The organism is Cupriavidus nantongensis, assembly GCF_041726985.1.
Taxonomy (GTDB): Bacteria; Pseudomonadota; Gammaproteobacteria; order Burkholderiales; family Burkholderiaceae; genus Cupriavidus; species Cupriavidus nantongensis_A.
Map to the genome: position 1 here is coordinate 1,766,646 of NZ_CP168303.1, position 13,513 is coordinate 1,780,158.

Below are 13,513 nucleotides of genomic sequence, written 5' to 3' on the forward strand. Positions count from 1 at the left end.
CTGTCGCCAATTCCCGGCGGACCACCCAGGCATGATCTCGCCGGTTTGAGAACCTTCCCGGCGAGGCATGCCGCGGCCCGCGCTATTTTGCCGCAGGCGCCAGCACCAGGGCGTCCGCCGCGCGCTGCCCGTGGGCCGCCGCCGGCGGCATGGTGATGTACTGCACCGCCGCCCACTTGCCGATCCAGTCGCGGTAGCGCGGCAGCAGCGCATTGCCGGACTGCCCGGTGGAGTCCATGAAGCGCGACGCCGCCAGGTCGGACAGGTCATAGAGCGCGCGCACGCTGGCCGCATGCGTGTTTTCGAACGGCGCCTTGTCGTCGCGCAGGTTGTGCCGGCCGACGTTGACGGTGTAGGTATCGCCGCCGGTCGGCACGCGCAGGTTGAACAGCGGCGCCAGGTAGCCGACCTTGCCGAACGGCCGGTGTTCCAGCCGCGCCGCGTGGGCCTCGCCCCAGCGCCAGCGCGCGGGATCGTCGCCATAGCGGCGCGACAGGTCCGCCATGGCCTGGGTCCAGGCGTCGGCCATGGCATCGTCGCAGCTCTCGGCGGGGCCGGTATGAGGCCGGTCGCACCAGAATGCGCCCAGCTTGCGCGGATCGCGCAGGATGTTGAGCATGGGTTGCTGCACGTTGCGCTGGTCCCACAGGCGCACGAAGATCGCCTCGCCGGTCTTCTCCTCGAACAGCCGGCGCGACAGCTCGCGCAACCATGCGGTGACAACCAGCGGCTCGGCGCGCGCGGGGTCCATGGTGCCGTCCCACTGGCGCAATGCCTGCAGCAGCGCGCGTTCGCGCGCCGGGCGCGCGGCGTCGTTGCTGACCGGCGCGGCCAGCAGCAGCGGCAGAACATCGCGCACCGCCAGCGAGACCACGTCCTTCTGGATCGCGGCGAAGCTGTCGAAGCTGTGCTTCGGCGTGGCCGCCAGCAGCGTGCGGATGCGGTCGAAGCGATACGGCACCGTCCATTCGCTGGTGATGAAGTACGGATAGTCGGGCGCGACGATGCGCTGGTTGGCCGTCACGATCACGCCCCCGGCGGGGTTGTACTGGTGCGGCAGCGCCTCGAACGGGATAAAGCCGGTCCAGTCGTAGCGCGCGTCCCAGCCCGGGGCGGGCGCCAGGCCCTTGAGGTCGTTGTCGGCGCGGCGCAGCGGCACGCGGCCCGGCGCGTAGAAGCCGATATTGCCGTCGACGTCGGCATAGACGATGTTCTGCTGCGGCGAGTGGAAGTCGCGCAGCGCGTCGGTGAAGCTGTTCCAGTCGCGCGCCTGGTTCAGCCGCAGTCCCGCCAGGAAGGTGCGGTCGTCCGGGCGCAGCGCGGTCCACTGGAACGCCACCACGTATTGCGCGCCCAGCGGCGCGGCGGCGCTGGCGAGCGACTCCGCCACGTCGGAAATCACCGGCCCGTGGCGCGTGCTGCGGACTTTCAGCGTCACGTCGGCGGCGCCCTTGACGCGGATGGTCTCGGTGCGGGTCTCGAACGCGGCCCATCCCTGCGGCGTCTGGTACTGGGTGTCATTGCCCGGACGCACGCGTTCGATATACAGGTCCTGCACGTCAGGCGCGGTATTGGTCAGCCCCCAGGCGATGCGGTCGTTGTGCCCCAGCACCACCAGCGGCATGCCAGGCAGCGTGGCGCCGGCCACTTCCAGCCCGGGCGCGCTCAGGCGCGCGAAGTACCACAGCGCCGGCGCCTGCAGCCCCAGGTGCGGGTCGTTGGCCAGCATCGGCTTGCCCGATTGCGTGTGCGCGCCCGACACCACCCAGTTGTTGGAGCCCATGCCCTCGACATAGCCCGGCGGGGCCTTGTCGCCGACGCTGGCCATCGCGCTCGCCAGCGGCGCCAGCTGCCGGTACAGATGGCCGTAATCCATGGTGCGTACCGGCTGCTCGCCCGGATACGGCGCCAGCAGTTCGCTGATGCGGGCCACCGGCAGCACCTGCGCCAGCCGCATGCGCAGCGTCTCCTGGATCCAGTTGCCGCCCAGGTCCCATGCCATCATAGTCTGCCAGCCCAGCGTGTCGGCCGGCTCCCAGCGCTCGGGCCGGGTGCGCAGCAGCAGGAACTCCGGCGGCAGCGGGCCCTTGCGCTGGTCGATCCATGCATTGACGCCGTCGGCATACGCCTGCAGCGCCGCGCGCGCCTCGGGCGAGGCCTGCGCGAAGATGGCCTCGGCATTGCGCCGCACGCCCAGCGTGCGCAGGAACTTGTCGTTATCGACGGCGGACGGGCCCAGAATCTCTGCGAGCCGGCCGGCGACGATGCGCTTGTTCATCTGCATCTGCCACAGCCGGTCCTGCGCGTGCACGTAGCCCAGCGCGAACCACGCATCGGCCTTGCTGGCGGCGCGGATATGCGGCACGCCATGGCTGTCGCGCACCACCGTGACCGCTTCGCGCAATCCCGCCAGCACCTCGTTGCCCGACACCGGCGGCTGCGCCGCGTGGCGATACCAGGCCAGCGCGCCCGCGGCGCCGGCCACCGCCAGCCCCAGCAGCACTACCAGCCACCTGGCTAGCCGACCGATCCCGCGCATCGTTGCTCCCCTTTTGTCCTTGTCATATTGTTCGCGCATTATCCGCGCATTTTCCGCACGAAAAAATGCCCGGACCAGCCGGGCATTTCCTCGCTGATGGCTTGCTTGTCCGCGCGCCCGTCAGGCGGCGGACTTTTTCAGCTGCAGCGACTTGTACTCGAGGAATTCCTCGAGCCCGTACTTGCCGGCTTCGCGCCCATTGCCGGACTGCTTGAAGCCGCCGAACGGCGCCTGCATGTTGAACGGCCCGCCGTTGATATCGACCTGCCCGGTGCGGATGCGGCGCGCCACGCGGATCGCGCGCGCCTCGTCACCGGACCAGACGCCGCCGCCCAGGCCATAGATGCTGTCGTTGGCGATGCGCACCGCGTCTTCCTCGGTGTCATAGCAGATGATCGACAGCACCGGCCCGAAGATCTCTTCCTGCGCCACCGTCGCGCGCGGCTCGACGTTGCCGAGCACGGTCGGCTTGACGTAGAAACCCTGGTCCAGCCCTTCCGGGGTCTCGGGGCCGCCGGCCACCAGCTCGGCGCCCTCCTCCAGCCCGCGGCGGATATAGCCGGTCACGCGGTCCTTCTGCACCGCGGAGATCAGCGGGCCCAGCTTGCTGGTTTCCTGCAGCGGATCGCCCACCGTAAAGCCGGCCACCACCTTCTGCGCGATCGCCTTGACTTCGTCGTAGCGGGCGCGCGGCACCAGCATGCGCGTGTGCGCCGAGCAGGTCTGGCCGGAGTTGAGGAAACAGGCGTTGATGGTGCCCTTGACCGCCGCCGGCAGGTCGGCATCGTCCAGGATCACCGAGGCCGACTTGCCGCCCAGCTCCAGTGCGACGCGCTTGACGGTCTGCGCGGCCAGCTCGGACACGCGCTTGCCGGCACGGGTCGAGCCGGTGAACGACACCATGTCGACTTCCGGATGGCTGGCCAGCACCTCGCCCACCACCGGGCCGTAACCGGTCACCAGGTTGAACACGCCGGGCGGCAGCCCCGCGGCCTCGATCACCTCGGCCAGCACGAAGGCATTGAGCGGCGCCACCTCGGACGGCTTGAGCACCACGGTGCAGCCCGCGGCCAGCGCCGGCGCCACCTTCAGCGTGATCTGGTTGAGCGGATAGTTCCACGGCGTGATCGCGCCGACCACGCCAACCGGCTCGCGCACCACCAGCGAGTTGCCGACTTCTTCCTCGAAGTGGAAGCCTTCCAGCAGCCTGCCGGCCTGGCCCCAGTTGTAGACCGGACCGCCCACCTGGATCGCGCGCGCCAGCTTGATCGGCATGCCGACTTCGCCGGCGATCAGTTGCGCCAGTTCTTCGCTGCGTGCCTTCAGCCCTTCGGCGATCTTGGCGATATAGCCGGCCCGCACTGCCGGCGGCGTTGCCGACCAGCCGTCGAAGGCCGCGCGCGCGGCCTGGATGGCGTCTTCGGCGTCGCGGGCCGAGCCTTCCGGAATGGTCCCCATCACCGCTTCGGTGGCGGAATGGATAACATCGATCTTGCCGGTGCCGTGGGGCGCAACCCACTTGCCGTTAATGAAGAGTTTGTCTCGTTGTTGCATGGCCACAGTTCTCGGTTTGGTGAATTGGCGATTGCAATTTTTTGTTACTTTTATGGTGCAGGCACATTGTAGAGCGGATTCCGGCCTCTGTTATGGCGCCGTGGGATCAGGCGCCGGCCGCGCCTGCCGCGCCGCACAAGAACACGGCGATAATCGGCCGCGGGTGGCAGACGGGAGACACGCGACGCGTGGACGAGCACAGACTCGCCACGGCGCACGCACATAACAAGACAAAGGGGGCGAGGCATGGTCGATCCGATCTACCGCAAGACGGAAGCGGGGCAGGACGAAATCCGCAGCCGCGCGCGCAAGCTGGACCACAAGCTGCGCGCGCTGCTGCTGATGGTCAACGGCGAGCGCCGCGAGCAGGCATTGCTGGCGCAGGTGGCGGGCATGGGAATCGGCCCGGACGCCATGGCAACGCTGCTGGCTCAGGGGCTGGTCGAAGCCGTCGCCGAACCGGCACAGCCGCCCGTCGCCGCGCCGCAAGAACCCGCGCATGTCGCGTCACCGGTCGCGCCACCGGCTGCCGACACCAACCTGTTCTCGGTCTACGCGATGCGCCATGCGCCGCCGGCCGAGGTAGCGGCGCCGCCGCACACCAGTGCAGCTGCCGCCCACTCGCCCGCCGAGATCCAGGCATACCAGCGCCTCTACCACTTCTATACCGACGTGATCGGGCAGCATCTCGGACTGCGCGGCTACATGCTGCAGGTGAAGGTGGAGAAGGCCGCCGACCTGCCCGCGCTGATGGCGCTGCGCGAGCCGCTGCACGCGGCGCTGCTCAAGGCGCGGGGCGACCTCACCGCCCGCGCCATCATGGCGCAGCTGGACCAGGTCCGCGACGGCAGCGCCGCCTGACATGCCACGCCAGACAGCAAAAAGGCCGCCCGGAGGCGGCCTTCAGCAAGCATAGGGACGCGGCGCTCAGCCGTCGATGCCCTGCGACTGCAGGTACTCGTCGTACGTACCCAGGTAGTCGGTCAGCGTGCCGTCGGTGCGGACCTCGATGATGCGCGTGGCCAGGCCGCTGACGAACTCGCGGTCGTGCGAGACGAAGATCAGCGTGCCCTGGAACTTGTCGAGCGCGATCTGCATCGACTCGATCGATTCCATGTCCATGTGGTTGGTCGGCTCGTCCAGCGCCAGCACGTTGTGGCGGCCCAGCATCAGCTTGCCCCAGATCATGCGGCCCTTCTCGCCACCGGACAGCACCTTGACGTTCTTCTTGATGTCGTCGGCCGAAAACAGCAGGCGGCCCAGCGTGCCGCGCAGCGAGGTCTCGTCGTCGCCGGCCTGCGTCCACTGGCTCATCCAGTCCATCACGTCGCGGTCTTCCGGGAACTCTTCGTACGTGTCCTGCGGCATGTAGCCGACGTTGGCGTTCTCGGCCCACTTGACCGTGCCGCGGTCAACCTCGACGCCGCGCTGCACGCCGGTCTGCACCGCACCGTTGAGCAGGCTGCGCAGCAGCGTGGTCTTGCCCGCGCCGTTCTCGCCGATGATGGCGACGCGCTCGCCGGCCTGGATTGCCAGCGACAGGTTGTCGATGATCTTGCGGTCGTAGGTCTTGGTGATGCCTTCCACCTCGACCGCCAGGTTGTGCAGCTTCTTCTCGAACTCGAAGCGGATGAACGGGTTCTGGCGCGACGACGGCTTGATGTCCTCGACCTTGATCTTCTCGATCTGCTTGGCGCGCGAGGTCGCCTGGCGGGCCTTGGACTTGTTGGCCGAGAAGCGGCGCACGAAGTCCTGCAGTTCGCTGATGCGTTCCTTGGCGCGCGCGTTGGCGGCCATCTGGCGCTCGCGGGCCTGCATCGACGCTTCCATGTAGTCGTCGTAGTTGCCCGGGTAGACCTTGAGCGTGCCGTAGTCCATGTCGGCCATGTGGGTGCAGACCGAGTTCAGGAAGTGGCGATCGTGCGAGATGATGATCATGGTGGAGTTGCGCTCGTTGAGCACGGTCTCCAGCCAGCGGATGGTGTTGATGTCGAGGTTGTTGGTGGGCTCGTCCAGCAGCAGCACGTCCGGGTTCGAGAACAGTGCCTGCGCCAGCAGCACGCGCAGCTTCCAGCCCGGCGCCACGTCGCTCATCGGGCCCTGGTGCTGCGCGGTGGGGATACCCACGCCCAGCAGCAGTTCGCCGGCGCGCGACTCGGCGGTGTAGCCGTCGTATTCGGCGTACCTGGCCTCGAGCTCGGCGGCCTTCATGTAGTCTTCGTCGGTCGCTTCCGGGTTGGCGTAGATGGCGTCGCGCTCCTGCGCGGCGGCCCACATCTCGGTGTGGCCCATCATCACCACATCCAGCACGCGCATGTCTTCATAGGCGAACTGGTCCTGGCGCAGCTTGCCCAGGCGGATGCCAGGCTCCAGCATGACGTTGCCCGACGACGGCTCGAGGTCGCCGCCCAGGATCTTCATGAAGGTGGACTTGCCGCAGCCGTTCGCGCCGATCAGGCCGTAGCGGTTGCCCTCGCCGAACTTGACCGAGATATTCTCGAACAACGGCTTGGGGCCGAACTGCATGGTGATGTTTGCGGTAGAAAGCACGTCTTGAACCTTGTCTGGAGAGTGTGGCGCCGCGGCGCGGGCCGGAAGGATTCCGGCGGCCATGGCTGGCGCTGCGGCACGGGCCACGCCCGGTTCATGCGAGAACCCGGCAGGAAATCAGGAAATAACCGCGCATTCTATCATCCGGACGCATTCCTTGCGACCGGCGCAGCGCGGCGGCGAGCCGCTGGCTCAGGCCAGCGGCGGCAGCACCGGGTAGCCCGAGAACGCCATGCTGAAGCCGTCGGCGCGTGCCGACAGCCGCACCTGCGCACCGACCGGCAGCGTCAGCTTGCGTGCGCAATGCCCGAACGGCAGGCCGGTCAGCACCGGCACCGGCAGCTGCTCGCGCAGGTAGGCCACTACGGCGTCCATGTCGTAGCCGTTGTCGTAGTCGGTGACGCGGTAATTTGAGAAATCGCCCAGCACGATGGCGCGCTGCGCGCCCAGCACACCGGCCTGCTGCAGCTGGACCAGCATGCGCTCGACCCGGTAAGGGGGCTCGTTGATGTCTTCCAGAAACAGCACCCCGCCCTGCACCTGAGGCATGAACGGCGTGCCCAGCAGGCTGCACAGCATCGCCAGGTTGCCGCCCCACAGCGTGCCCTCGACGCTGCCGGAGAACGGCTGGCCGCCGGACTGCGGTGCGGCGATGTCGACCTGGTAGGCCGGGTTGCGCAGGATGCCCTCGAAGTGCTCCCACATGTAGGCGTCGACGCCCTCGGCGCCAAAGTCGGCCAGCAGCATCGGCCCGGCAAAGGTGACGCCGCCGGTGGCCGCCAGGTAGGCCAGCTGGAACGCGGTGAAATCGCTGTGGCCCACGATAGGCGTGCCGCTGGCGCGCGCCTGTCCGGCGATGCGGGCAAAGTCGACCTGCGCCAGCAAGCGCGCGATGCCATAGCCGCCGCGCACCGCCAGCGTCAGTTCGTGCGGCACACCGGTGCCGATCGCGTGCAGGTCGGCCAGCCGCTCCGCGTCGGTGCCGCCGAAGCGCAGGTAGCGTCGCGCCAGCACGTCCGGGTTGGTCATGTGGTAGCCATGGTGCTTGAGCCAGGCACAGCCGCGCGCGGCAGTGGCGACATCGTGCGGATACCCGGACGAGGCGATCAGTCGGACTTCGGTATGCGGCCTGCTGTTCGGCGTGCTCATGCTTCAGTGTCGTGGTTCTGGTCGGGTCCGGCGGCCGGCTGGCGCGCCGCCTTCTGGGCAGCCTTCTGCGCGCGGCGGCGGGCGCCGAAGAAATCCTTCAGCATCTGCCCACAGTGATCGGCCAGCACCCCGCCGGTAATGCTGGTCTGGTGGTTGAGCTGGGCCTGTTCGAACAGGTTGACGACGCTGCCGGCGGCGCCGGTCTTGGGGTCGCTGGCGCCGAACACCACATGGCGCAGCCGCGCATGCAGGATCGCGCCGCTGCACATGGCGCACGGCTCCAGCGTCACGTACAGCTCGCACTCGGGCATGCGGTAGTTGCCGATGACCTGGGCGGCGGCGCGCAGGGCCTGCATTTCGGCGTGCGCCGACGGATCGACCGAGCGGATCGGCAGGTTGTGGCCGCGCGCGATGATGGTGTCGTTCCAGACCACCACCGCGCCCACCGGCACCTCGCCCGCGGCTTCAGCCAGGCGGGCCTCTTCGAGCGCGGCGCGCATGTAGCGCGCGTCGCGCTCGGCGGCTTGCGCCGGATCGTCCGGCAGCGCACGCAGCGGCAGCAGTGGCGGCGTAGGCGGCAGCGGCGGCTGCGTCATCGTCGCCCGCTCAGTCCTGCGCGGGCAGCTGCGCCGGCGCGCTGACCTCGGCCCAGCAGTTGGGCGTTTCGAACAGCACCAGCCTGGTCAGCTGCAGCTGGTGGCCGAAGCAATCCTTGAACACCGGCGCCAGGATGTCGAAGGCCACCTGGGCCAGGTTCTCGACCGTCGGGATCGCATCCAGCACCACGGTCTTGTGCCCTTCCATCGATTGCAGGAAGTTCAGCAGCGCGGTGTCGCCGCGATAGATCAGGAAGGCGTGGTCCCACTTGCTGACCAGGTGTTCGTTGGCGAGCGCCTTGATGTCGCCGAAATCCAGGATCATGCCGTCATCCGACGCGCCCTCGCGGTGCAGCACCTCGCCCGACAGCGTCAGGTCCAGCCGATAGCGGTGGCCGTGGATATTGCGGCACTGTCCGCAGTGGTTCGGAATGCGGTGGCCGGAGTCGAACTCCAGCCGGCGGGTGATGGAAACTTGTTTGCTCATGTGTACCGGCGCCGGTGCCGGCCGCCTGCGTTGAAGCGGACGCCGCGCGTGCGTCCGAAGCCTCTATTGTGGACTGAATTGCCTGGGTGGTGATGGCCTTGTGCGCCCCGTGCTGCCCGGAGACGAGCCACCGGCCCGACCGCTCAGCGGATGCCCAGCAGCTTGTGGGTCTGCAGCGACAGCCGCCAGCGCGGGTGGCGCTGGCAGAAGGCCACGGCGGCGGCGGTATTTTCGCGCGCCAGCGGACCATCCATGGCCTGCACCAGGAAATGGCGGAAATCAAGCTTCTCGTATGCGGCGAAGTCCTGCCCTTCCTGCGGGATCACCACCTTCAGCTCGTCGCCGTGCGTGACCACCAGCTCCGAGCCCATCTTGGGGCTGACGCAGACCCAATCGATGCCGGGCGGCACGGCGATGGTGCCGTTGGTCTCGATCGCGATCTCGAAGCCCTGCGCATGCAGCGCGTCGATCAGCGGCGCATCGAGCTGTAGCAGCGGCTCGCCCCCGGTGCAGACCACCAGCGGCTTGCCGCCGGCGCCCTGAGGCCACTCCGACGCGACCACCGCGGCCAGTTCCTCGGCGCTGCGGTACTTGCCGCCGCGCGTGCCATCGGTGCCGACGAAATCCGTATCGCAGAACTGGCACACCGCGCTGGCGCGGTCCTGCTCGCGGCCGCTCCACAGGTTGCAGCCGGCAAAGCGGCAGAACACCGCGGCGCGGCCGGCGTTGGCGCCTTCGCCCTGCAGCGTATAGAAGATTTCCTTGACGGCGTAAGTCATGCGTGGGGTCTCTCTCGGACCGTAAACAGCGGTTCGCAGCGATTCGGCAGCGCTTGCTGGCCGGGGTTCAATAAAGGATGGGCAGGGCCGGAGCCGGACCTCGCGCCGCATGGTCGCACTGGCGCGTGGTCGCGCCCTCGATGTGGACCGAAACGTATCGATCGGGGCGGCTGTGCTGGCAGCGCGGGTGCTGCCGGGTGGGGCTGTCCTGGCCTGTCGCAGGCTGCGCCCGGCATTGGCCGGACGTGCGGCAAGTATACCAGAGGCCCCTGGGTTTTCGCTTGGGCGCCGCGGCCCGGCGGGGCGCTAAAGGTGAAGCGCAGTGCTCGCGCCGGCCCGGCCCGCTGCGGCCTACTTCAGCCCGAGGTAGTCGCGCTTGCCGATCTGCACGCCCTTGTGGCGCAGGATGTCGTAGGCAGTGGTCACGTGGAAATAGAAATTGGGCAAGGCAAAGCCGAGCAAATAGGACTTGCCGTCGAAGCGCAGCGGGCCCTGCGGCAGCTTCAGTTCGACCACGCGCTGTTCGCTGCCTTCCAGCTGCGCCGGCGTGATCTGCTCCAGGAACACGATGGTGCGGCCGATGCGGTCCTGCAGTTCCGCAAAGGTGGTTTCGATATCGGCGAAGGACGGGACTTCGATCCCGGCCAGCCGCGCGGCGCAGCCCTTGGCGGCATCGCTGGCGCGCTGCACCTGCGCCGGCAGCGGATCCATGTCGGCGATCAGGCGGGTCTGGATCAGGTCGGCCGGGTCCATCCCCTGCGCCTGGGCGTGCGCCGCGCCTTTGGCGAGGATCGCGTCGAGGTGGCCCAGCGCGCGGATAAACGGAGGGATCGAAACGTCGTACATCGAAAGTGCCATGGAGAGTCTCCTGTGCAGGGGCGGGTTTCTTGTGTTGCGGCCCCTCGGGCATGCGGACCGCAGCCGCGAGCATAGACCGGATCGGCCTGCGCTGCCGGACCATGCGCCCGCTGGCCGGCAACCTGATTTAACATAGCCAGCCACCGCCCCCGCAATCCTGCAATCCTGCTGCCCAGCCCCGCGCCCGACATGAACGCGCCGTTCCCTCTCCGCACGGAATGCCCGCCCGGTGCCTGCATCTGCGGGCGCGAAGCGCTGCTGAGCGACCCCGATGCCGACCTGCGCGTGCTGCGCCTGACGCGCGCCGAGGAAAAGCGGCTGGTCGAACGGCTCGAGAATCTGACCAGCCTGGCCGAGCTGCAACGGATCGAGGGCCTGATGCAGGCCCAGCTCGGCATCGTGCTCAGCATCACGCCCAGCGCCCGCGGCGTGCGCACCGTGCGCGGCATCAGCATCCAGGTGCTGGAGCAACCCGGCCTGTGCCGCAAGATCCGCCAGTCGATTCCGTCCGCGATCCGGCGCAGCATGGAGGCGCATCCCGAGATCGCCTACGCGATCGTCGATGCGCACGACCTGCTGGGCGGAGCCTGAGCGCGCCGCTCAGGACTTGCTGTCCGCCAGCCGCAGCGCGTGTTCGCGCACATCCACCGGCCAGTCCGCGATCTGGCGGGCGAACCCTTCCAGGTCGTTGGCGAACAGCGCCCGGCTGGCCTCCTCGAAGCCGGCCAGGTCACCGGCAATCGCCACCATGAAGTGATAGGCGCGCTCGCTGGCGGCGCGGCTGCGGTCCTTGCCGGCGTGTTCGCGGCGCGCCTGCTCGACCAGCTTGCGCAGCGCCACCGAGGCGCCGCCGGGCTGCGCGGCCAGCCATTCCCAGTGGCGCGGCAGCAGCGTCACCTCGCGCGACACCACGCCCAGCTTTGGCCGGCCCCGGCCGCGCGGCTCGGCCGTATCGGCAACATCGCCGCCCTCGCCGGCCGCTGGCTGCGGCGCAGCCAGCTGCGCCGCGCGCGCTGCCGACCGCTCAACAATCTCGTCTTCGGTGCCGCTGGTATCCAGGTCGATCGAGCGGCCGGTGCTGTCGTCGAATACCAGCACCGGCCCGGTCGCGCCGCGGTCCAGGGCCCGTCTTAACGCCAGCGCGTTGTCCGGCAGCGGACCCGAGGCAATGCGGCGGTGGCCGTCGAAGGTGGTGAAGTGATGCGGCATCGGCATGATCATGGCAGGTCCGAAAGAGAAACAGGAATATCGGCCAAATATTACCCGGATAAAATAAGAAGTCAATATTACCCGGGTAATTTATGTCGCTCCCCGCCATCGGGTGTAGGACCGCGTCCGATACCTGCAACGGCACCTCTGACCTATCACTGAGTCATAGGCAGAACAAAAGAGGCGGGGCGGCATGACGATTTCATACTGGGCAGCCGGGACAACCCTTTCCAGCCCGCCCCTGGACGGCGACGCGACCTGCGACGCCTGCGTGATCGGCGCGGGCATCGCAGGCCTGTCGGTCGCCTATGAACTGGCTGCGGCCGGACAGGCCGTGATCGTGATCGATGCGGACGGGCCTGGCGCGGGCGAGACCGGCCGGACCACCGCGCACCTGATGACGGCCTTCGATGATTATTTTTTCTACATCGAACGCCACCTCGGGCATCAGGCGGCACGGCAGGTGGCCCAGAGCCACGCGGCGGCGGTCTCGCGGATCGAGTCGATCTGCGCAGCCGAGTCCATCGATTGCGACTTCCGGCGCGTCGACGGCTTTCTCTTTGCCGAATCGTCTGATGGCGAGGAGCTGCTGTCGAAGGAACTGGACGCCGCGCACCGGGCCGGCCTGGACGACGTCGAGCGGGCCAGCGACGTGCCCACCGGCAAGGTGGCGCTGCGCTCGGCGCTGCGGTTCCCGCGGCAAGGGCAGCTCCATCCGCTGAAGTACCTGGGCGGCCTGGTCGACGCGATCCAGCGCCGCGGCGGGAAGGTGTATGGCAAGACCCGCGCCATGGAGGTCGAAGACGGCCGCCCAGCCACCGTGCGCACCGACAGCGGCGTGCGCATCGAGGCCGGCAGCGTCATCGTCGCCACCAATACGCCGTTTATCGACCGCTTTGCCATCCATACCAAGCAGGCCGCGTACCGGACCTTCGTGGTGGGCATGAAGGTGCCGCGCGGCAGCATGCCGCTGTGCCAGTTCTGGGACACCCTCGATCCCTACCATTACGTGCGCATCGCCGGCGACCTCGACGACGGCCACCAGCTGCTGATCAGCGGCGGCGAAGACCACAAGGTCGGCCAGGCCGACGATGCCGGGCAGCGCTTCGCCAGGCTGGTCGACTGGACCCGCCAGCGCTTCCCGGTGGTCGACGAACCCGTGTTCGCGTGGTCGGGCCAGGTGATGGAGCCGGTCGACGGGGTCGCCTTTATCGGGCGCAACCCGGGCGATACCAACGTCTATGTCGTGACCGGCGATTCCGGCAATGGCATGACCCACGGCGCGATTGCCGGCATGCTGATCCGCGACCAGATCACCGACCGCACCAATGACTGGGCCGACCTTTACGATCCGTCGCGCAAGTCGGTGACGGCCGTGGTCGAGTACGCGCGCGAGAACGCGAATGTGGTGGCCCAGTACGCCGACTGGCTCGGCAAGGACGACGGCGTCACGCTCGATGCCATCGCCCCGGGCACCGGGCATGTGGTCAAGGCCGGCGGCCGCCACGTGGCCGCGTTCCGCGATGCGGATGGCGGCCTGCACACCTTCGACGCGACCTGCCCGCATCTGAAATGCCTGGTCCAGTGGAACAGCCTCGAGCAATCCTTCGATTGCCCTTGCCATGGCTCGCGCTTCGGCGTCGATGGCTCGGTGCTGCATGGTCCGGCGAAAGGTGGCCTGGAACCCGTCGACGTGACACGGGACGACCAGCGCCATCATTGAACGGGGAGGCACGCCGCGCCGGCGCGGCGAACCCAGGGGCCCTTGCGCGCCATGAATGCGCCCTGAACG

12 protein-coding genes are annotated in these 13,513 nt (G+C 68.4%); 3 read left to right on the forward strand and 9 right to left on the reverse strand.

Going from position 1 to position 13,513, the window contains the following annotated elements:
- Positions 1 to 82: 82 nt before the first annotated feature.
- Positions 83 to 2,539, reverse strand: a complete 2,457-nt coding sequence (locus ACEI37_RS19355) for a penicillin acylase family protein (RefSeq protein WP_373377769.1) — start codon at positions 2,537 to 2,539, stop codon at positions 83 to 85.
- A gap of 120 nt (positions 2,540 to 2,659) precedes the next feature.
- A complete protein-coding gene (locus tag ACEI37_RS19360; RefSeq protein ID WP_373377770.1) occupies positions 2,660 to 4,093 on the reverse strand; it encodes an aldehyde dehydrogenase family protein in 1,434 nt (477 codons plus the stop codon).
- A gap of 246 nt (positions 4,094 to 4,339) precedes the next feature.
- Here ACEI37_RS19360 and ACEI37_RS19365 point away from each other — a divergent pair, with 246 nt between their 5' ends.
- Positions 4,340 to 4,954: a hypothetical protein gene (locus tag ACEI37_RS19365; RefSeq protein ID WP_373377771.1), complete on the forward strand. Its 615-nt coding sequence runs from the start codon at positions 4,340 to 4,342 to the stop codon at positions 4,952 to 4,954.
- 66 nt (positions 4,955 to 5,020) lie between these two features.
- Here ACEI37_RS19365 and ACEI37_RS19370 read toward each other — a convergent pair whose 3' ends face one another.
- The 6 genes from ACEI37_RS19370 to ACEI37_RS19395 form a co-directional block, all read right to left on the reverse strand.
- Entirely contained in the window at positions 5,021 to 6,643 is a 1,623-nt protein-coding gene (locus tag ACEI37_RS19370; protein WP_373377772.1) for an ABC-F family ATPase, read from the reverse strand.
- 192 nt (positions 6,644 to 6,835) lie between these two features.
- Entirely contained in the window at positions 6,836 to 7,792 is a 957-nt protein-coding gene (gene ldcA / locus ACEI37_RS19375) for a muramoyltetrapeptide carboxypeptidase (protein WP_373377773.1), read from the reverse strand.
- Positions 7,789 to 8,388: a tRNA adenosine(34) deaminase TadA gene (gene tadA, locus ACEI37_RS19380; RefSeq protein WP_373377774.1), complete on the reverse strand. Its 600-nt coding sequence runs from the start codon at positions 8,386 to 8,388 to the stop codon at positions 7,789 to 7,791. Before tadA ends, ldcA begins: the two co-directional genes overlap by 4 nt.
- 10 nt (positions 8,389 to 8,398) lie before the next feature.
- On the reverse strand, positions 8,399 to 8,875 hold the full coding sequence (locus ACEI37_RS19385; RefSeq protein WP_018005632.1) for a 6-carboxytetrahydropterin synthase: 477 nt from the start codon (positions 8,873 to 8,875) through the stop codon (positions 8,399 to 8,401).
- 143 nt (positions 8,876 to 9,018) lie between these two features.
- Positions 9,019 to 9,654, reverse strand: coding sequence for a 7-carboxy-7-deazaguanine synthase (gene queE / locus ACEI37_RS19390; protein ID WP_373377775.1), 636 nt, complete (start codon positions 9,652 to 9,654; stop codon positions 9,019 to 9,021).
- A gap of 351 nt (positions 9,655 to 10,005) precedes the next feature.
- On the reverse strand, positions 10,006 to 10,512 hold the full coding sequence (locus tag ACEI37_RS19395) for a DUF1993 family protein (RefSeq protein WP_373377776.1): 507 nt from the start codon (positions 10,510 to 10,512) through the stop codon (positions 10,006 to 10,008).
- Positions 10,513 to 10,701: 189 nt separating this feature from the next.
- Here ACEI37_RS19395 and ACEI37_RS19400 point away from each other — a divergent pair, with 189 nt between their 5' ends.
- A complete protein-coding gene (locus ACEI37_RS19400) occupies positions 10,702 to 11,103 on the forward strand; it encodes a hypothetical protein (RefSeq protein ID WP_373377777.1) in 402 nt (133 codons plus the stop codon).
- A gap of 9 nt (positions 11,104 to 11,112) precedes the next feature.
- Here ACEI37_RS19400 and ACEI37_RS19405 read toward each other — a convergent pair whose 3' ends face one another.
- Positions 11,113 to 11,733: a DUF2239 family protein gene (locus ACEI37_RS19405; RefSeq protein WP_373377778.1), complete on the reverse strand. Its 621-nt coding sequence runs from the start codon at positions 11,731 to 11,733 to the stop codon at positions 11,113 to 11,115.
- A 181-nt stretch (positions 11,734 to 11,914) separates the two neighbouring features.
- On the opposite strand from ACEI37_RS19405, the gene ACEI37_RS19410 reads away from it, so the two are divergent.
- Positions 11,915 to 13,444: an FAD-dependent oxidoreductase gene (locus tag ACEI37_RS19410; protein WP_373377779.1), complete on the forward strand. Its 1,530-nt coding sequence runs from the start codon at positions 11,915 to 11,917 to the stop codon at positions 13,442 to 13,444.
- Positions 13,445 to 13,513 lie beyond the last annotated feature (69 nt).